20 protein-coding genes are annotated in these 18,827 nt (G+C 36.8%); 5 read left to right on the forward strand and 15 right to left on the reverse strand.

Going from position 1 to position 18,827, the window contains the following annotated elements; translation table 11 throughout:
• Nucleotides 1-121: 121 nt before the first annotated feature.
• Both racE and gerE read right to left on the reverse strand, forming a co-directional pair.
• Nucleotides 122-922 carry a glutamate racemase gene (racE, locus tag V7024_RS02290; RefSeq protein WP_335515363.1) on the reverse strand — a complete coding sequence of 267 codons (801 nt, stop codon included), beginning with the start codon at nucleotides 920-922 and terminating at the stop codon, nucleotides 122-124.
• 179 nt (nucleotides 923-1,101) lie between these two features.
• Entirely contained in the window at nucleotides 1,102-1,326 is a 225-nt protein-coding gene (gene gerE / locus V7024_RS02295) for a spore germination transcription factor GerE (RefSeq protein ID WP_020060005.1), read from the reverse strand.
• A 270-nt stretch (nucleotides 1,327-1,596) separates the two neighbouring features.
• Between gerE and V7024_RS02300 the strand changes: the two genes are divergently transcribed.
• Entirely contained in the window at nucleotides 1,597-1,788 is a 192-nt protein-coding gene (locus V7024_RS02300; RefSeq protein WP_335515070.1) for a PspC domain-containing protein, read from the forward strand.
• A gap of 181 nt (nucleotides 1,789-1,969) precedes the next feature.
• Entirely contained in the window at nucleotides 1,970-2,605 is a 636-nt protein-coding gene (locus tag V7024_RS02305) for an NAD(P)-dependent oxidoreductase (RefSeq protein ID WP_335515073.1), read from the forward strand.
• Nucleotides 2,606-2,649: 44 nt separating this feature from the next.
• On the opposite strand, the gene V7024_RS02310 is transcribed toward V7024_RS02305, so the two are convergent.
• The 3 genes from V7024_RS02310 to V7024_RS02320 all read right to left on the reverse strand — a co-directional run bounded on the left by V7024_RS02310 (nucleotide 2,650) and on the right by V7024_RS02320 (nucleotide 5,373).
• Nucleotides 2,650-3,081, reverse strand: a complete 432-nt coding sequence (locus V7024_RS02310) for an Rrf2 family transcriptional regulator (RefSeq protein WP_335515076.1) — start codon at nucleotides 3,079-3,081, stop codon at nucleotides 2,650-2,652.
• 178 nt (nucleotides 3,082-3,259) lie between these two features.
• Nucleotides 3,260-4,486 (reverse strand): ABC transporter permease, encoded by a 1,227-nt coding sequence (locus V7024_RS02315; RefSeq protein ID WP_335515078.1) that lies wholly within the window; start codon nucleotides 4,484-4,486, stop codon nucleotides 3,260-3,262.
• A gap of 2 nt (nucleotides 4,487-4,488) precedes the next feature.
• The gene (locus tag V7024_RS02320; RefSeq protein ID WP_335515080.1) at nucleotides 4,489-5,373 is read right to left on the reverse strand and encodes an ABC transporter ATP-binding protein; all 885 of its coding nucleotides are present in this window, start codon (nucleotides 5,371-5,373) and stop codon (nucleotides 4,489-4,491) included.
• Nucleotides 5,374-5,569: 196 nt separating this feature from the next.
• Here V7024_RS02320 and V7024_RS02325 point away from each other — a divergent pair, with 196 nt between their 5' ends.
• A complete protein-coding gene (locus V7024_RS02325; protein WP_335515082.1) occupies nucleotides 5,570-6,400 on the forward strand; it encodes a 5'-nucleotidase, lipoprotein e(P4) family in 831 nt (276 codons plus the stop codon).
• A 21-nt stretch (nucleotides 6,401-6,421) separates the two neighbouring features.
• Here V7024_RS02325 and motB read toward each other — a convergent pair whose 3' ends face one another.
• Together motB and motA are read right to left on the reverse strand one after the other, a co-directional pair.
• A complete protein-coding gene (motB, locus tag V7024_RS02330; RefSeq protein WP_335515088.1) occupies nucleotides 6,422-7,198 on the reverse strand; it encodes a flagellar motor protein MotB in 777 nt (258 codons plus the stop codon).
• Nucleotides 7,191-7,982 (reverse strand): flagellar motor stator protein MotA, encoded by a 792-nt coding sequence (motA, locus tag V7024_RS02335; protein WP_335515091.1) that lies wholly within the window; start codon nucleotides 7,980-7,982, stop codon nucleotides 7,191-7,193. The genes motB and motA overlap by 8 nt, the downstream gene beginning before the upstream one ends.
• A gap of 267 nt (nucleotides 7,983-8,249) precedes the next feature.
• On the opposite strand from motA, the gene V7024_RS02340 reads away from it, so the two are divergent.
• Nucleotides 8,250-9,041 carry a M15 family metallopeptidase gene (locus V7024_RS02340; RefSeq protein ID WP_335515094.1) on the forward strand — a complete coding sequence of 264 codons (792 nt, stop codon included), beginning with the start codon at nucleotides 8,250-8,252 and terminating at the stop codon, nucleotides 9,039-9,041.
• A 25-nt stretch (nucleotides 9,042-9,066) separates the two neighbouring features.
• Here the strand turns inward: V7024_RS02340 and V7024_RS02345 are convergent, their stop codons facing one another.
• The 4 genes from V7024_RS02345 to V7024_RS02360 form a co-directional block, all read right to left on the reverse strand.
• Nucleotides 9,067-9,510, reverse strand: coding sequence for an acyl-CoA thioesterase (locus tag V7024_RS02345; protein ID WP_335515097.1), 444 nt, complete (start codon nucleotides 9,508-9,510; stop codon nucleotides 9,067-9,069).
• 276 nt (nucleotides 9,511-9,786) lie between these two features.
• A complete protein-coding gene (sdhB, locus tag V7024_RS02350) occupies nucleotides 9,787-10,548 on the reverse strand; it encodes a succinate dehydrogenase iron-sulfur subunit (protein ID WP_098914139.1) in 762 nt (253 codons plus the stop codon).
• The gene (gene sdhA / locus V7024_RS02355) at nucleotides 10,541-12,334 is read right to left on the reverse strand and encodes a succinate dehydrogenase flavoprotein subunit (RefSeq protein WP_335515104.1); all 1,794 of its coding nucleotides are present in this window, start codon (nucleotides 12,332-12,334) and stop codon (nucleotides 10,541-10,543) included. The genes sdhB and sdhA overlap by 8 nt, the downstream gene beginning before the upstream one ends.
• A gap of 13 nt (nucleotides 12,335-12,347) precedes the next feature.
• Nucleotides 12,348-12,974 (reverse strand): succinate dehydrogenase cytochrome b558 subunit, encoded by a 627-nt coding sequence (locus V7024_RS02360; protein WP_098914143.1) that lies wholly within the window; start codon nucleotides 12,972-12,974, stop codon nucleotides 12,348-12,350.
• Between the two features lie 301 nt (nucleotides 12,975-13,275).
• On the opposite strand from V7024_RS02360, the gene V7024_RS02365 reads away from it, so the two are divergent.
• Nucleotides 13,276-13,725 (forward strand): YslB family protein, encoded by a 450-nt coding sequence (locus V7024_RS02365; protein WP_335515108.1) that lies wholly within the window; start codon nucleotides 13,276-13,278, stop codon nucleotides 13,723-13,725.
• Between the two features lie 151 nt (nucleotides 13,726-13,876).
• On the opposite strand, the gene uvrC is transcribed toward V7024_RS02365, so the two are convergent.
• The 4 genes from uvrC to V7024_RS02385 are packed head-to-tail and all read right to left on the reverse strand — an operon-like array spanning nucleotide 13,877 to nucleotide 18,810.
• Complete coding sequence (uvrC, locus tag V7024_RS02370) at nucleotides 13,877-15,658, reverse strand: excinuclease ABC subunit UvrC (RefSeq protein WP_335515112.1); 1,782 nt, start codon at nucleotides 15,656-15,658, stop codon at nucleotides 13,877-13,879.
• A 15-nt stretch (nucleotides 15,659-15,673) separates the two neighbouring features.
• Nucleotides 15,674-17,083, reverse strand: a complete 1,410-nt coding sequence (locus V7024_RS02375) for a glycosyltransferase family 39 protein (RefSeq protein WP_335515115.1) — start codon at nucleotides 17,081-17,083, stop codon at nucleotides 15,674-15,676.
• 47 nt (nucleotides 17,084-17,130) lie between these two features.
• On the reverse strand, nucleotides 17,131-18,036 hold the full coding sequence (locus tag V7024_RS02380) for an FTR1 family iron permease (protein WP_335515118.1): 906 nt from the start codon (nucleotides 18,034-18,036) through the stop codon (nucleotides 17,131-17,133).
• A gap of 18 nt (nucleotides 18,037-18,054) precedes the next feature.
• Nucleotides 18,055-18,810: a hypothetical protein gene (locus tag V7024_RS02385; RefSeq protein ID WP_335515121.1), complete on the reverse strand. Its 756-nt coding sequence runs from the start codon at nucleotides 18,808-18,810 to the stop codon at nucleotides 18,055-18,057.
• Between the last annotated feature and the right edge of the window lie 17 nt (nucleotides 18,811-18,827).

Genomic DNA, 18,827 nt, shown 5'->3' on the forward strand with positions numbered 1-18,827 from the left:
CACTGATCCTGATTTCATTCATCTTTAAACTATGATTTTCGGTCAAACAAAAGGCCACCTTTATTCAGTATGTATCTGAATAAAGATGGCCTTTAAATGCTTTTTCCTCACTAATAGCTACTTATAAAGCGATATGCTTCACATTCTCAATTGGTTGTCCAAACCACTTTGAAGCAATTTCTTTAAACACATCAATTTCCCCTGTCGTTAAGAAAAGATGATCACTTTGCTCTTCTATATGATACAGCATCTTACTATGATACAAAATCGTACTTACTTCACGAGCTGTTTCATCACCTGAACTAATCAATTGTACAGAATCGCCCATAACCCGCCCAATAACTGGTCCTAAAATCGGATAATGCGTACACCCTAAAATTAACGTATCAATTTCCGTGTTCTTCAATGGTTGCAATGTTTCTCTTACCACTTCGTACGCCATTTCACTCTCAAAATTCCCGCTCTCTACAAGCTCAACAAACGGCGGGCAAGCTAAACTCTCTACTAATACGCGGTTGTTAATCGATTTTAACGCTTCTTCGTACGCACCGCTTTTCACTGTTCCAATCGTTCCAATTACACCCACATGATACGTATTTGTCACTTTAAGTGCCGTACGCGCACCTGGATGAATAACACCTACAACCGGAATAGGTAATTCCTTTTGCATTTCTTCAAGCACAACTGCCGCTGCTGTATTACAAGCAATTACAAGCATCTTAATATCCTGCGCTAGTAAATGCTCTGTCATTTCCCATGTAAATTGTCTTACTTCTTCACGAGATCGCGGACCATACGGGCAACGTGCTGTATCTCCTAAATATATAATTCGCTCTTTCGGTAATTGCCGAATTAATTCTTTCGCTACGGTTAAACCACCAACACCTGAATCAATTACACCAATCGCTCTATTCAAAACAATCGCCCCGTTTTCTCTTTCATAATCTAACTGTACATTTCCAAACAGTGCACTCATTCATAGAATAATAGAAGGTTCACCTTATGTACATGAATAGACCTTTTCATTTTCCTCCTTTTCCTAGTAATTTGCAAGATACAAAAATAACCGGCTTTTCTTTACATGAAAGCCGGCTTCATCCTTTATAGTTCAAGCTCTCCCATACGAAGGAGCTCGACAACTGCTTGTGAGCGTCCCTTAACTCCTAGCTTTTGCATTGCATTTGAAATATGGTTACGTACGGTCTTTTCACTAATGAAAAGTTCACTTGCAATTTCTTTTGTTGTTTTATCTTGAACGAGTAACTCAAACACTTCTCTTTCTCTTTTTGTGAGCAACGGTTTAGATTGATATTCTTTTTCCTTCAATTGGTATAACCCTCCTTGCTTAAGCCAGAGCTGTATGTGTGTAAGTTGGGTGTTTATTTAGTCAAGATATTGTATGAATAGAAACAAGGCGTGGTGAATACAATTAAGCAGAAATTGCATGTATTTATAAAAATTTATTTTCACTTCCAGAAGCATTGTCCTCTAATGCAGGATAATGCAGTCATCTCCTCCCTAAAAGCGCATTATAATTCGATAGTTCCTGTTCATTTCTACATAAAAAATGATCAATCATGAAAAGGAGAGGCGTTCATGACAGAAAAAAGATTGTGTAAATCTTCAACAGATAAAGTGTTTCTCGCCATATGCGGTGGTTTAGGAGAATATTTCGGCGTAAGCACAAGTATGATTCGCATTCTTTGGCTAATCGCTATCTTATGTTTCGGAACAGGTTTTTTAGCTTATTTCATTCTTATATTGCTCATGCCAAGTTCTTATGAATAAAGGCACTGCTTTTTGCGGTGCCTTTTCTATATTTTATTCTCCTTTCCCAAATTGTTTTTTGTATTGACAAAGAAGAAATAGTGTAACTATAATAGTTACATAAAGTTGCAATCAAGATAGTTACAACTCATTCGCAGATAAATACACTTTTATATAAAACAAAGTGAAAAGGAGAATAAACATGAAACTTGCAGTAGTAGGCGCAACTGGTAACATCGGAAAACAAATCATTGAGGAAGCTTTAACACGCGGGCACGAAGTAACGGCGATTGTGCGTGATGCATCTCGCGTAGAAACAACACATGAAAATTTACATGTTGTAACAGGTGATATCTTCCATGCAAACAGCATTGCAAAAGAAGCAGCAAATCATGCCGTATTAATTAGTGCATTTGGTCCTAAACATGGTGAAGAGGAGAAACTTGTAGAAGCAACACATTCTTTATTACAAGCGGTAAGACAAGCTGGCGTCTCTCGTCTTGTATCAGTTGGAGGTGCAGGTAGCTTAGAAGTAGCCCCTGGCTTACAAGTTGTGGATACACCAGACTTTCCTGCAGATTGGAAACCAATCGCTTTAGCGCACCGCGATGCATTAGAAGTATATAAACAATCGGACTTTAACTGGACAAATTTAAGTCCTGCTGCAATGATCGAACCAGGGGAACGCACAGACAAATATGTAACAGGTACAGATCAATTATTAACAGATGAAAACGGCGAAAGCCGCGTTTCTATTCCAAACTACGCTGTTGCTTTATTAGACGAAGTAGAAACTCCTCAATTCCTACGTCAACGCTTCACAGTGCGTAACGCTTAATGAAAAAGAACCTAACCTCGCATGATAGAAGGCTAGGTTCTTTTTTATTGTTTTATTTTTTCTTCTAAATTCGTAACCAGCTGTTTTACTTTTACATTTGCAAGTACATTTTCCATTGCTTCTTGCGCTTGCAATAATATAATTTCTAACACATTTTGAATGTTTGCTCCAACCGGACATTGTACGTTTGGATTATCGTGAAAAGAAAATAAATGTCCTTCTTCCATAACTTCAACCGCTTTGTATACATCAAGTAACGTCACTTCATCTAAATCCTGAGCTAAAGAAGTACCGCCTTTTCCAGCTTGCACATCAACAAGTCCTGCTTTTTTTAGCATCCCTGTAATTCGGCGAATAACGACTGGGTTTGTATTAACACTACCAGCAATCCATTCAGACGTACAACGTGAAGTTTTATCAACTGCTAGCAATGTTAACATATGAACAGCCACCGTAAAACGACTACTAATCCCCACTTGTATTCCCCTCCTTTATACCATTCTCTATCATTCATAAAAAATAACGTACCTTTTATTATATACCACTTTCTTTCGTTATATAAAGTGAAACTTCCATCAGTATATAAAATAAAAGCATTCTAAAGACAGAGAAAAAATCCTGATTTACTTACGAAAGAATCAGGATTTCCCTAAATTAATGACGCTTTATAAATTTAGCAAGATCTTTAAACTTCACTTTATCGGAATAGCTCATAACACCGTTTACGTAAATGCGACTTGTAATAAAGTTTAAAAGGAAGATTGTCGCAAGTAATAACGATAAGGCAGTGCTAATTTCTAAAGCACCAGCTTCTCCAGCTACAACCCGTGAGAATGTAACCATCGGTGTAAAGAAAGGAATATATGAACTAATCACAACAATTGTACTGTTTGGATCTGATAGTGATTTCATGCTTATAAAAAACGCTGCCATAATTAAAATTGCAACTGGAAATGATACGGATTGTAAGTCTTCTGTTTTTGATACAACAGCTCCAGCTGCCGCATACATCATCGCATATAATAAATAGCCAGTAATGAAAAATACAATAAACAGACTAATAACTTTTGCATCTAACTTCGCAAAATCAATCGGAAGCCCAAATAAAGATGCATTATCTAAATCTATCCATCCAATTAAAACCGGAACGAGAACACCACATGCAAGGATAGCAATTTGCAGTAACGCCGTTGTAACAACAGCAAGAATTTTAGCGTACATCATATACAGTGGTTTCACTTTCGAAAGCATAATCTCCATAACACGAGAAGATTTTTCGGATGCAATATTCATCGCAATAGTATTTCCGAACGCTATGATAAACATATACAGTACAAATATAAACACATATGCAATACCGAAAGAGGAAGCACGATCTTTTATCGCTTCTTCTTTCACCGAAACATCCATTTGTAACTGCTGCGCTACATCAGACGGCACCTTATGGTTCGAAAGAATCACTTGTGTATATTGCTGTTTTAAATAGCTTGCTATAATAGTAGATGTTTCTTTACTCGGAAAACCATTGTACATATACGTTACTTCGGGAACTCCATTTTTTTCTATAACGTGAAAAAGACCGTCTAACTCTCCTTCTTCAACTTGTTTATGAAGTGTTTCTAACTTTTCTTTCTTTTCTACTCGTATTTGGGCCGATGGAAGAATTTTATTTAGCACCTCTTCTTGCACCATATACGTCGAACTATCCATTACGATTGCGAGCTTATCTTTGTCTTTATTTTTATCTTTATCAGAAGTAAAGTGATTAAAAGCAAAAATCCCAAATACCACTAAAAATAAAATACCACTTGTAATCAGTGATTTTTTAGAAAGAAATGATTCTCTAAAATAAAATGAAAACACATGAAAAAATTTACGCATTCTTATTTCGCCCTTTCTACAAAGATTTCATTTAAGGTCGGTTCCAGCATTTTAAACTGACGTAAATGCACACCTTTGTCTTGTAATTTTTGTAAGATTGATAGGGCTTCTGTATCTTCCTGAACTTTAATATAAAGATAACCAAGACGTTTCTCATACACAATCTGTAATGTTTCCAACGCTTTTTTATTTTCTTCGTTATCTTCAATTGTTAAATTTCGAAATCCGTATTCTTTTTTTATATCACTTAAGTGACCCTCTACAACCGCTTCGCCTTGCTTCAAAATACACACATGCTGACAAAACGATTCAACTTGTTCCATACGATGACTTGATAAAATAATGGTTTTCCCTCTTTGAATTTGTTCTTCAATAATATTTGCTAGCATTTCAGCATTTACAGGATCTAATCCACTAAATGGTTCATCTAAAATGAGTAACTCCGGGGCATGTAGAAGCGCTGCGATCAATTGGATTTTTTGTTGATTCCCTTTCGACAATTCCCCTGCAACCTTATACTTATATTCAGGGATTGCTAATCTTCCTAACCAAAAATCAATGGCTGCATCTACTTCTTTTTTTGTCATTCCTTCTAATCTTCCAAAATAGCGAAGTTGATCAATTACTCGACTTTTCGTATACAAACCTCTCTCTTCAGGAAGATAACCAATTGTTACACCACTCTCTGAGATTTCTTTCTTATCCCACGTAATACTGCCCCCATTTGGCGTTAATAAACTTAACAGCATTTTAATGGTCGTTGTTTTTCCTGCACCGTTTCGTCCTAGCAGTCCTAATACTTCACCTTTCGGCAAAGTAAGATTTAGATGATTCACTGCAACGTTTTCACCAAACTGCTTGGTTAATTGTTGAATCTGCAATGTCATACTTTTCTCTCCTTAAAATTAGTCCTATCGGTTTAATAATATTCAAAATACGTATATTTTTACCATATTTTATTATAACATTGCACATACTAAATTATATACGTATATCAATATGCAAAATTGCATTTATTTATTTTGTTATCACATTATCGTGATATAATTAATAAGTAAAATATATATTTTTTAGGAGGACACCATGAAAAAGAGAACATTAACAACACTATTATCTGTTGCATTGTTATCTACAACTTTAACAGCATGCAACTCGGCAGAACAGACATCAGCAAAAGCAAAAGAAGAAAAAGTCCAACTAACAGATCAACAATTGATGGCTGACTTATGGTATCAGACATCTGGTGAAGCAAAAGCATTATACCACCAAGGCTACAACATCGGTACACAAAAGCTAGATGCAGCTCTTGCTAAGGGGACAAGCAAGAAACCAGCTGTTGTACTAGACTTGGATGAAACTGTTGTTGATAACAGTCCACATCAGGCAATGTCTGTGAAAACAGGAAAAGGCTATCCTTATAAGTGGGATGACTGGATTAATAAAGCAGAAGCGGAAGCTCTTCCTGGTGCAATTGACTTCTTAAAACATGCAGAATCAAAAGGTGTAGATATTTACTACATTTCAAACCGTAAAACGAATCAATTAGATGCGACGATTAAAAATTTAGAACGTATCGGTGCTCCGCAAGCAACGAAAGAACACATTTTACTACAAGAGCCGAAAGAAAAAGGAAAAGAAAAACGTCGTGAACTCGTTTCACAAACGCATGATATCGTCTTATTATTTGGTGATAATTTATCAGACTTCATTGGTTTTGATGGATTATCGACGCAAGATCGTAATAAGAAGGTAGAAGAGTTAAAAGCACAATTCGGTGAGAAATTTATCGTTTTCCCAAATCCTATGTATGGTGACTGGGAAGGTTCTTTATATGACTATGACTTTAAAAAATCTGATGCAGATAAAGATAAAATTCGCAGAGACAACTTAAAATCATTTGAAGATAAAAAATAAAGGGTGGCACAATGCCATCCTTTATTTTTTATCTTTTATAAGAGGTAAAATAAATACTTCTACCCGTCTATTTTTTGCTCTTCCTTCCGGAGTGTCATTCGATGCGACAGGACGATATTCTCCGTAGCCAATCGCACTAAATTTTTGCGGAAGCAATTGCTTGTTTTTGAGCAGTGCTTGCATAAAATTAACGGCACGCTGCGTACTTAACTCCCAGTTAGAAGCAAAATTCGCATTCGAGATTGGAACATTATCCGTATATCCTGATACAGTAATTTCTCGAGGAGATGCTGCAACTAATAATGAGGACATCTCTTGCGCCATATTCAGCGATTCTAACTTCACAGTAGCTTGTCCAGAGTCAAAAAGTGCTTTATCTTCAATTGTTACCATTAATCCACGTTCTGTGAGCTCTGTTTTAAATGAAGATTGAAGCCCCTTCTCCTCAATGTATTTATCAATATTTTTTTGTACTGCTTTTAACTCATTCATTTCTTGCTGCTTTACTTCCGCTTCTGCTTGTTGTTTGATTTTTTCAGATTCAGGACGTTTTTCAGATAAATCTTTCTCAGCTTTTGGTTTTTGATCACTTAAAAACTCTTTCTTACCCGTTCCGCCTGAAAGTTCATCTTTAAAGGAAACAGCCATTTGTTTAAACTTTGCTGCATCAATGCTGCTCATTGCAAATAAAACAATAAATAGTGCAAATAACAAAGTCAACATATCTGCATATGGAATTAACCAAGTTTCATCGATATGCTCTTCATGCTTTTTCTCCTTTTTCTTTCTTCTACTCATCTTTTTCCGCTCCCTGTTCTAGCTTTTTACGCTCAGTTTCAGAGAGTGCACCTAAAATACGATTCTTCATAACAAACGGATAAGTGCCAGTTTGAAGCATTAATAAACATTCGACCATTAAACGTTTCTTTTCAATTTCTTGTGCAGACTTTTGTTTTAATTTGTTTGCAAATGGATGCCACAAAACATACCCAGAGAAAATACCAAAAATTGTTGCAATAAATGCACCAGAAATCGCATGACCTAATTTATCAATATCTGATAAATTCCCAAGTGCAGCTACAAGACCAATTACAGCCCCTAAAACACCAAGTGTCGGTGCATATGTACCAGCTTGTGAGAAAATGCTAGCTCCTTTTCTATGTCGCTCTTCTATCGCTTCAATTTCCGACTCTAATATTTGCTCAAGATCCTCTGATGCTACACCATCAATTACAAATTTCAAACCCCTCATCAGAAATTCATCTTCCACTTTATCCAATTGCTGTTCTAAAGATAAAATACCATACTTTCTACTTTCTGACGTCCAATGAACAAATAAATCTAACATTTCTTCATACGTCATTTCTTTTTTGTTCCTACCAAAAATAACTTTGAGTAACTTAGGAATTCTTTTTAGTTGATTTATCGGAAAAGCAATACAAATTGCTGCAGTTGTCCCAATAAATATAATTGTAAATGCTGCCGGATTTAATAAAGCGCTAAGGGCAGCCCCCTTTAAAAACATTCCTACTACAACAGCAATTATCCCAAGAATAATTCCAATAATCGTTGTTAAATCCATCTTTGTTCCCTCCTAAATCGTTCGATACAATTAAAAATTTAAACGAAACTTAATTGTTATATCCTTTTATATATATATTACATAAAAAATAGCAATTGGGGAAGATTATTATTGTATCAATTAAAAAAACAACATAAAAATCGACTTTTTTTTACAAATTTTTTTCATTTTCATTACGTCACGACTCCTTTGTTCCTTTTTATAGAAGATAGATTTATAATGTAAAAAGATATTTAAGTAAGAACGAAAGGAATATATCGGTCAAAAATGATGAAAAAAAGAATTATAAAAAGGACCCTTTTAATTTCGATTGTTATTCTCATTGTTGTTTCTTTAATAAATGTTCTTTCCAAACCTTTGAGAAATAACCAAGCAGAAGCAGTTGAAATAAAAAAGCATACTGAACATCCAAAAGAAGAGATTCCTCCGTTCCCAAAAGCGAGTGCGACAGCTAAAAAAACAGATGATCAATTTAGCCTTGTCAATAATCCTGATTCATTACTTGTGTTAGTCAATAAGCATCGAAAGCTACCAGACTCATATACACCAGATGATTTAACAAAACCAAATGTTCCGTTTTTAAACCCGAAAGATAAAGAAAAATCATTGCTTCGTAAGCCCGCAGCGGATGCTCTAGAAACAATGTTTGAAACAGCAAAAAAACAAGGAATTGAACTTACGGCTGTATCTGGATTTCGTTCTTATAAACGACAACAATCATTACATAACACATACGTAAACCGGCAAGGAAAAGAAGCCGCTGATGCGTTAAGTGCCATTCCAGGAACAAGCGAGCATCAAACGGGACTTGCTATGGATATTAGTTCTAATTCGGCAAATTGCCAATTGGAGCCTGTATTCGGAGAAACACCTGAAGGAAAATGGGTAGCGGAGCATGCTCACGAATTTGGATTTATTATCCGTTATCCGAAAGATAAAACAAACGTTACAGAATATGCTTATGAGCCATGGCATCTTCGTTTTGTCGGCAATCCGCATGCTACATATTTATATACACATCACCTGACATTAGAAGAAGCAACGGAAGACAAAAAATAAGAGAGTTTTGTACTCTCTTATTTTTTTAATATAACCTTTGTTTCCATTCTACTGACCAAGGTACTCCTTTTCCGGTTTTTTTAGAAGCCTGTACCATCGCACCGCGTCCCACTAAGCAAATCTCTCCCGCCTCGTTCTTCACCATATAGTGTAAATCTAAAGACGAATTCCCGACATTTTCCGCTTTTACATACACTTTTAAGTTCTCGTCAAAGAACACCTGTTTCAAAAAATTACATTGTAAATCCGCTACTACAATCATCGTTTCTGATGATTCATGCACCCATTCTTGCATAAAACCGAGTTCTTTAAAAAATTCAATACGAGCTTCTTCAAAATAAGTAAATGCAACACCGTTATTCATATGTCCAAACATATCTGTCTCACAAAAACGAACCTTTATAGGAATATAAAATGAAAATGCACTCGCCCACTCTTCAAAGTTTTCAATATAATGAACCTTCTTCACAAACACCCATCTCCTTCTCATATACTCCCTTTAATATTATTTGATTTTTCGGAAATTTAAAACCAAAATGCACTGCTATGCAAAACAAAAAATAACCTGCACTCGTTTCATCTCTTTGTTTTACCAACGCCAGTGGTAGAAAAGGCCTTGACCGCATCTATTCATGGCTAGATGCTCTCGCCCACCCTAAGAGAAAAGGGGGGGTATGTTGTGTTTTCAACTTGTCTTTATATAACTACAAAAATTGCCTCTTCAAAACTGAAGAGGCAATTTAAATTAATAGTTATTGTCACTACCAAAGAAATCTTTAAAAGATTGAATCGTTGTATCACGGTTTAATGCAGCAATCGATGTCGTTAATGGAATTCCTTTTGGACAAGATTGTACACAGTTTTGTGAGTTACCGCAGTTTGCAAGTCCTCCATCACCCATGATCGCACGTAAACGATCCGCTTTATGCATTTCACCCGTTGGATGCGCATTGAATAAGCGTGCTTGTGAAAGCGGTGCTGGACCGATAAAGTCAGATTTGCTGTTTACGTTTGGACATGACTCTAAACATACACCGCAAGTCATACATTTTGATAATTCATATGCCCACTGACGCTTCTTCTCTGGCATTCTCGGCCCTGGACCTAAGTCATACGTACCATCAATCGGAATCCATGCTTTTACACGCTTTAACGCGTTAAACATACGACTACGATCCACTTGCAGGTCACGAATAACCGGGAATGTTTTCATCGGTTTTAAGCGAATTGGTTGTTCTAGTTTATCAATAAGCGCTGTACATGATTGACGTGGCTTTCCGTTGATTACCATCGAACATGCACCGCACACTTCTTCTAAACAGTTCATATCCCAAGCAATAGGTGTTGTCTTGTTTCCTTTCGTATCAACAGGATTACGACGAATTTCCATTAATGCCGAAATAATATTCATATTTGGGCGATATTGAATTTCAAACTCTTGATCATACTCCTGTGAGTTTGGGCCGTCTTGTCTTGTAATAATAAGGCGGATTGTTTTCTCAGACATGTTGCTTATCCCCCTTCTCTTCTCCTTTAGCAGCTACGTCGTGTTTTGAAGAATAATCGCGCTTACGTGGTTGGATTAGTGAAATATCAACGTCTTCGTAATGGAATGTTGGTGCCTGTCCTGCTCCCTCAAACTTCGCCATTGTTGTTTTTAAGAAGTTCTCATCATCACGATCTGGGAATTCTGGTTTATAATGTGCACCGCGACTTTCATTACGGTTATATGCACCAATTGTAATAACACGAGCTAATTCAAGCATATTTGCCAGTTGACGTGTAAACGAAGCACCTTGGTTACTCCATTTCGCTGTATCGTTAATGTTAATGCGTTTATAACGCTCCATTAACTCTACGATTTTCGCATCTGTATCTAATAATTTTTTATTCTCACGAACTACTGTTACGTTATCTGTCATCCATTCTCCAAGCTCTTTATGAAGAACATATGCATTTTCATTGCCATCTAACGTTAAAATATTGTTGAATTTTTCCGTTTCGATTAATTCATTTTGCTCATATACAGAAGATGAAACAGCATCTGATGATTTTGAAAGACCTTTCATATATTCAATTGCATTTGGTCCCGCTACCATACCGCCGTAAATCGCTGATAATAATGAGTTAGCACCTAGTCGGTTACCACCGTGCATAGAGTAATCACACTCACCTGCTGCAAATAATCCTGGAATATTTGTCATTTGCTTATAGTCCACCCATAGTCCACCCATTGAGTAGTGAACCGCTGGGAAGATTTTCATCGGTACTTTACGTGGATCGTCACCCATGAATTTTTCATAGATTTCAATGATACCACCAAGTTTAATATCAAGCTCTTTCGGATCTTTATGAGAAAGGTCAAGATATACCATGTTTTCGCCGTTAATACCAAGTTTTTGCTCAACGCACACATCGAAAATTTCACGCGTTGCAATATCACGAGGTACAAGGTTTCCGTATGCAGGATATTTCTCTTCAAGAAAATACCATGGTTTTCCGTCTTTATACGTCCAAACGCGGCCACCTTCACCACGTGCAGACTCACTCATAAGACGTAATTTATCATCGCCTGGAATTGCTGTTGGGTGAATTTGGATGAACTCACCGTTTGCATAATGTGCACCTTGTTGATATACAGCAGATGCTGCCGTACCTGTATTAATAATAGAGTTAGTAGATTTCCCAAAAATGATACCAGGGCCCCCTGTTGCCATAATTACGGCATCAGCTGGAAAACTTTTAATCTCCATAGATTGTAAATCTTGTGCTACGATTCCGCGGCATACGCCTTCGTCATCTACAATAGCACGCAAGAAATCCCAACCCTCATATTTCGTAACAAGACCTGCTACTTCATGACGGCGTACTTGCTCATCTAACGCATATAATAATTGCTGTCCTGTTGTTGCACCAGCGAATGCTGTGCGGTGATGCTGCGTTCCACCGAAGCGGCGGAAGTCTAGTAATCCTTCTTCCGTACGGTTAAACATAACACCCATGCGATCCATTAAGTGAATAATACCAGGTGCTGCATCGCACATCGCTTTTACAGGAGGTTGGTTCGCTAAGAAGTCCCCTCCATAAATTGTATCGTCAAAGTGGATCCACGGAGAATCCCCTTCACCTTTTGTATTTACAGCACCGTTAATGCCGCCTTGTGCGCATACAGAGTGAGAACGTTTCACTGGTACTAAAGAGAATAGTTCTACATTCACGCCTGCTTCCGCTGCTTTAATCGTTGCCATTAAGCCGGCTAATCCACCGCCAACTACGATAAGTTTCCCTTTCATGCTCTCCCACTCCTTACAAGTTTGCTAGATTCGGATTAATGAACGCAAATAACGCGCTCACTCCTACGTATGATAATGCTAAGAAAATTGCTAATGTTACATACGTAGAAATACGCTGTGAACGTGGTGATACTGTGATACCCCAGCTAATAAAGAATGTCCATAATCCATTTGCAAAGTGGAAAATAGCTGATACAACCCCAACTAAATAGAAGCCAAACATAAATGGATTGCTTAAAATATCTGCCATCATATCATAGTTTACCGTTTGTCCGAGCGCAGCTTGAATGCGAGTTTCCCAAATATGCCAAGATAGGAATATAAGTGTAATTACTCCAGTAAATCGTTGCAGAACGAACATCCAGTTGCGGAAATAGCTGTAAGATGTTGCATTGTTCTTTGCTGTAAATGCGATATATAAACCATATACAGCATGGTACAAAATCGGTAAGAAAATCACAAAGATTTCTAATGCGTACCGAAATGGAAGCACTTCCATGAAATGAGCAGCATTATTAAAAGCCTCTGCTCCTCTTGTTGCAAAATTGTTAATTACTAAATGTTGCGTCATAAAGACGCCAATTGGAATGACACCCAGTAACGAGTGCCACTTGCGAAATGTATACTCGCGGCCTTTCATGTCCCCATTACCCCCTCGAATGTTTGACTGTTGTTTGTCGCATTACTTTATAACAATAGCATTTTACCACTATTGTTATAAGAAAAACTGAAAAAATTATTCGCAATATTTCAGCATAATTTGATAACATGTTCATTTTACTCCTATTTTTGTCGAAGCGTCAAGAAAACGTATACATAATCAGCATATAATTTTTACATTCTTTTTTCATTCTCTACATCAGATTTTCCCCAAAGAAATAGCTGTGTTTATATATATAAAATGGTATATAATATTGGCAGTATAGAAAGTGGGGAATATTGTGAGTACAAAAAGAATTGAGAGCGAATCTTTACAAAATATTTCAATCAATGCGTTTGCCTATGAATTGCTTCGTGAAGAATTACTCCCTGATTTAATAGGGAAAGAACTAGATGCCATTTTATATTGGGCGGGCAGGAATTTAGCACGAAAATACCCGTTAGAAACAATTGATGAGATCATCCAATTTTTCACAACAGCTGGTTGGGGCGACTTAACAATCATTGAACATAAACGTCGTGAAATGCAATTTAAACTAACAGGTGCTCTTATTGAAGAACGTGAGCAACAAAAAAGACATTCTTCTTACCAATTAGAAGCTGGTTTTATCGCTGAGCAAATTCAAAAGCAACGCAGTGTGATTGCGGAATCTTACGAAGAACAGAAAAAGCGCTCTAGCTCTGTTACATTTCTTGTGCAATGGGATGTAAAAGATCCTGTCGAAGTATAATGCACATTCATTAGTCAACTAGACATGACGTCCAGTTGACTTTTTTTATTCCTTTGTAGGAAATGGAAGTTTTACTTTCTCTATAATATAAACAGTCACTTTCTATTATTTGTGACATTCTTGGATTACAAAAAAAAGAAGACATTGCCACTTACAATGTCTTCCCTGTTAAATACGTATGAATAGTTTCGGCTATTTTTTGCGGCATTCCAGCTTCTATAATGTCTGCAACAGACGCTTCTTTCATTTTCTTAAGAGAGCCAAAATGTTTTAAAAGTGTTTTCTTCCGTTTTTCTCCGACTCCTGGTATATCATCCAATGCCGATTGAATGACAGATTTCCCATGAATTTGACGATGAAATGTAATCGCAAAGCGGTGCACTTCATCTTGAATACGCTGTAATAAGTAAAATTCTTGGCTGTTACGCTCTAATAAAACAGGTTCCGGTGGTTCACCGATTATTAAATGTGACGTGCGATGTTTATCATCTTTCACGAGCCCTGCTGTTGGAATAGAAAGACCGAGTTCATTTTCCAACACATCACATACTGCAGCGAGATGACCTTTCCCACCATCAATTACAATTAAATCTGGAAGTGGTAAGCTTTCTTTTAAAACACGTGTATAACGACGGCGCACAACTTCACGCATCGATTCATAATCATCAGGTCCTTGCACCGTTTTAATTTTATATTTACGGTACTCTTTTTTGGCAGGTTTTCCATCGTTAAATACAATCATCGCGGAAACCGGATTTGTCCCTTGAATGTTAGAATTATCAAATGCTTCAATTCTATGAGGCGTTTCTATCCCTAGCTGTTCTCCTAATTTTTCGGCCGCCTTAATGGAGCGTTCTTCGTCGCGTTCAATTAAATAAAATTTTTCATGCAGTGCAATTGTAGCATTCTTACTCGCTAAGTCGACAAGTTCCTTTTTCTGGCCCCGTTTTGGCTGCGTTGCTTCTACGTCTAAAAACTTTCCAATCGATTCATGATCAATGCTGCTTGGTACAACAATTTCTTTCGGTTTAAAGTGATTATTTTGTTCATAAAATTGTCCGATAAACGTTAGAAATCCTTCTTCCGGATCATCATAAATCGGAAATATCGAAACATCCCGTTCAATCAACTTTCCTTTTCGAACGAAAAATACTTGCACGCACATCCAACCTTTATCAACCGCATAACCAAACACATCGCGGTCGACTAAGTCGCTCATAATCATCTTCTGCTTTTCCATTATTGCATCCATATGAGCAATTTGATCTCGCAATTCTTTCGCTCGTTCAAACTCTAGTTTTTCTGATGCTTCATACATTTTTGCTTCCAATTCCGAACGAATTTCTTTATGTCCACCATTTAAAAACTTAATAATTCCATCGACAATTTCTTTATTTTGTTTATCCGTTACTTCTTGTACACAAGGCGCTAAGCATTGTCCCATATGATAATACAAACAAACTTTATCTGGTATATTTGTACATTTCCGAAGCGGATACATGCGATCTAACAACTTTTTCGTTTCATGAGCTGACTGTGAATTTGGATATGGGCCAAAATATTTCCCTTTATCCTTTTTTACATTTCTCGTAATAAGCAAACGCGGCTCTTTTTCAGCTGTAATTTTAATAAATGGGTATGTTTTATCATCTTTTAATTGGATATTATACTTTGGGTCATATTTTTTAATTAAATTTAACTCTAAAATGAGAGCCTCCAAGTTCGAGGAGGTGACAATATATTCAAAGTCAACAATTTCTCCAACAAGACGGAGTGTCTTTCCATCATGTGAACCAGTAAAATATGAGCGCACACGATTTTTTAACACTTTCGCTTTTCCAACGTAAATAACTATACCCTGTTTGTCTTTCATTAAATAACAACCAGGCTGATCTGGTAAAATTGCTAATTTTTCTTTTAAATGATCGTGCACGCTACTTCCCCTTTCTTACTTCTTCCACTCGTATAAAATTATTTTATTATAAACAGGATCAAATAACGGGTTAGAACAAAAGACGGCAACTTCTTCTACCTGTCCTTTTATATCGATTCCTTGTTTTTGAAACCCTTCAATTAAATGATTCGTAACGTATATTGTATCATCCTTATGATATTTTTTATCTTGTAAAAAATAGTCATATGTGTAAAAACGTTTATGTTCATATGGTACATGCAAATATTCCATAACCCGTGTCTCTTCCCATGTATATACGATGAACGGCTGCTGTTTTTCTTGTAAATACGACGCCAACTGATACATTGCAGGTACAGCTTCTTTTTGTTCTTGCATAAGCGGTATACTAACAACAAGTTGAAACGTTGCAAATAACAGCAGTAAAATTCCGCCATGTCTTTTTAACCATGAAATAGCAAGTACGAAAAGTACTATCGCTACAATTGGATAAGAATGCCGCGGCTTATCGATATTTTGTCCAAGTAAATTCCAAAGAAAATATACACTGCCAAGTGCTATAAATAATTTCGGATAGCAACGTATGTTCTTCCATTGTAAAACAAAAAGAAGGAAAAAGAAAAGAAAGAAACCTACAAGAACGTACGAATGAACACCGATTCCTGCAAATACAATATTCTCGGAAAGCAAACGAAATAGACGTGATATAAGCGGTTCACTCGTTTCTGTAACCGCACCGCCCCATTCTGTAAAATGCCCTTCTACAAATCCGAACGAAATTTTCCATAATCCCGCCAAGCCGCCGATATTCCAAATAAGTGCTCCAATCCACACAATTTGCGAAAGAACAGCTGTGCAGCATATGATAATAAACCGCCATTTTTCTTCATGCCACTGCTGCCATACTAATACAATAAGCGCTATTCCAAACGGTGCATAGGATACACGTATTCCCATCAATACCGCGAAGAAAATGACCGGCCAAAATTGAGCTCGAAATTCATTCGTCCGAAATGCTCGATCTACACTCCACATATACCACCATAGCACTGCTAATGCTGCTCCTTCTGACATTGGCTGCGTTACTAAAATGGAAAAATAACCGCTCGTTTGCAGTGTAGCTACAACAATAAGGGCACTCGTTTTACTTACATAACGACGTGCAATCCAATACATTGGAAAAGCCGCAGTAAGTGCCATAACCGCATTAAAAATCCCTAACGATTGCACAGGGTTTTCTATAAAAAGATGCGTCATCATTCCCCCTAAAATAAAAAACGGATAACCCGGGAAATGAGGTTGCATCGCTAATATGTCATATTGCTTTAGCGCAAGCGAAAAGTCTACTTCATCCCACGTTGCAGCAAACGGACTTGCATAAAAAAATCGAATAACAATCGCACTCGAAAACAGAAGAATTGCCCATATACATAATACTCGTTTCATCTCATTTCCTTTCTGCAAAAAAAGTACAAGGAATATTCCTTGTACTTTTAGCTTACTGATTTATTTGCTTCGACTACTGTTCCCTTTTTTTTAACAGGCTTTTTAAAGACAATTAACATATAAAGGACAACAAAATAACCGATATATGCAAGGATTTCTTCAAGCGATGGCATCGAAGAATATCCTAAAAATGCTTTTAAGAAAATACCGATATCACCGGAAAGAAGCGGTGCAGTACCGTGATCACGCAAGTAATGATCATAATCAATCGGATGCTCTGGAAGTAGCCACGTAATATCGTATACGTGCGGCATCACACTGCCAAGTATTTTTAAATCTTGCATCATGGAAATACCTTGCACAAGAAGTCCCGCTGCAATAAAGACAATAAATACTCCCGTTACTTTAAAGAACACTTTTAGTGAAATACGCATCGTTCTTTTAAAGAATAAGTAGCTGACAAGAGCTGCAACAAGAACTCCTGTAATTGCTCCCCAGCCTTGCATTGCCGCTTCAATATTTCCACCTGTAATCGCAGCAAAGAAGAACACCGTTTCAACGCCTTCTCGCAGCACAACAAGGAAGGAGTGTGCGACCATTCCAATTACGTTTCCAGCCGTAATATATTTGCTCATTTTATTTTCCATGTTGGCTTTCATATTCTTACTATGTTCGGCCATCCAAAATACCATTTGCGTAAGCAAAATAGCGGAAATGAACATAATTGATATTTTTAAATACATCTCACTTCCCATTGCGGCAAAGCCCGTAAACACAACTTGGAAGACAAGAGCAACAAGATAACTTGCAACAACCGCAAGGCCTGCTCCTACCCAAACATATTTCACATACTGCTTATTATCCGTACGTTTTAAATATGTAGTAATAATTCCAACAATGAGCAATGCTTCTAATACTTCACGAAATGTAATGAGAAATGCCTGTAACTGCATCGCTCTTCCTCCTCATTCTTACTTACGTTTTCGTACTGCGTATACAATAACTCCAACAAGTATAAGTACAATCACCACAATTGGAGCCCAGTTTTTCCATTTACTTAAATCTGTCCATTCTGTTTTGCCTACGCTTTTTGAAGCTTCTTCTTTTCCGCTCGCATCAAAATGGCCAACTTTGAAATCTTTAATTTTAAATTCTTTTTGTAAACTTGTTAAAATAACATCTTTACTTTTCTTGAAAGCATCTTGATTTGCTTCCTTTTGTCCTACTCCAAACAATCCTGGATTCCCAAGAGACTCCAGCGCTTTATTAAACTCATCTTTTAATTTTGTATCTAACTCTTTATTATGCTGTGCAACAACTGGTGATACCGCTTCATATGTTGCAAATGCTTTTGCTAATAAACGTTTACTTGTATCATAATCTTTAAATTGTTCATCAACATTTGTTAAACGACGATTAATATTAAGAGCAAGAATTTTTTGCATATCAGCAATAAGATCTTCTTTATTTTTCTTATCAAAATCGTTCATAATTGCTTTCGTTGGTTCTTTACCCATGTGCTGATCAATTTCTTCTCGCACATTTTCATACGCTTTCTTAGCTTCTGTAAAGTTTGGCGGATTTTCATCTAATTTCGTGACCATTTGCTTATATGCCTCTGCAACCTTTTCTTCGTTCGGATTTCCGTACGAATAAGCAAATGCGGTTGAATTCACCGAGAATAGTAAGAAAATACCGACAAATAATGAAGTAATTATTTTTTTCATAAACGCTCCTCCTAAAA

It is taken from the genome of Bacillus sp. JJ864 (genome assembly GCF_036963045.1).
GTDB lineage: Bacteria > Bacillota > Bacilli > Bacillales > Bacillaceae_G > Bacillus_A > Bacillus_A pseudomycoides_C.

What these genes read in the sequence shown, in the direction of transcription:
- V7024_RS02380 (WP_335515118.1), bottom strand. Translation starts at nt 18,036, where the DNA reads ATGCAGTTACAGGCATTTCTCATTACATTTCGTGAAGTATTAGAAGCA.
- motB (WP_335515088.1), bottom strand. Translation starts at nt 7,198, where the DNA reads ATGAGTAGAAGAAAGAAAAAGGAGAAAAAGCATGAAGAGCATATCGAT.
- V7024_RS02375 (WP_335515115.1), bottom strand. Translation starts at nt 17,083, where the DNA reads ATGAAACGAGTATTATGTATATGGGCAATTCTTCTGTTTTCGAGTGCG.
- sdhB (WP_098914139.1), bottom strand. Translation starts at nt 10,548, where the DNA reads ATGTCTGAGAAAACAATCCGCCTTATTATTACAAGACAAGACGGCCCA.
- sdhA (WP_335515104.1), bottom strand. Translation starts at nt 12,334, where the DNA reads ATGAAAGGGAAACTTATCGTAGTTGGCGGTGGATTAGCCGGCTTAATG.
- V7024_RS02325 (WP_335515082.1), top strand. Translation starts at nt 5,570, where the DNA reads ATGAAAAAGAGAACATTAACAACACTATTATCTGTTGCATTGTTATCT.
- V7024_RS02315 (WP_335515078.1), bottom strand. Translation starts at nt 4,486, where the DNA reads ATGCGTAAATTTTTTCATGTGTTTTCATTTTATTTTAGAGAATCATTT.
- V7024_RS02320 (WP_335515080.1), bottom strand. Translation starts at nt 5,373, where the DNA reads ATGACATTGCAGATTCAACAATTAACCAAGCAGTTTGGTGAAAACGTT.
- V7024_RS02340 (WP_335515094.1), top strand. Translation starts at nt 8,250, where the DNA reads ATGATGAAAAAAAGAATTATAAAAAGGACCCTTTTAATTTCGATTGTT.
- V7024_RS02385 (WP_335515121.1), bottom strand. Translation starts at nt 18,810, where the DNA reads ATGAAAAAAATAATTACTTCATTATTTGTCGGTATTTTCTTACTATTC.
- V7024_RS02300 (WP_335515070.1), top strand. Translation starts at nt 1,597, where the DNA reads ATGACAGAAAAAAGATTGTGTAAATCTTCAACAGATAAAGTGTTTCTC.
- V7024_RS02360 (WP_098914143.1), bottom strand. Translation starts at nt 12,974, where the DNA reads ATGAAAGGCCGCGAGTATACATTTCGCAAGTGGCACTCGTTACTGGGT.
- V7024_RS02305 (WP_335515073.1), top strand. Translation starts at nt 1,970, where the DNA reads ATGAAACTTGCAGTAGTAGGCGCAACTGGTAACATCGGAAAACAAATC.
- motA (WP_335515091.1), bottom strand. Translation starts at nt 7,982, where the DNA reads ATGGATTTAACAACGATTATTGGAATTATTCTTGGGATAATTGCTGTT.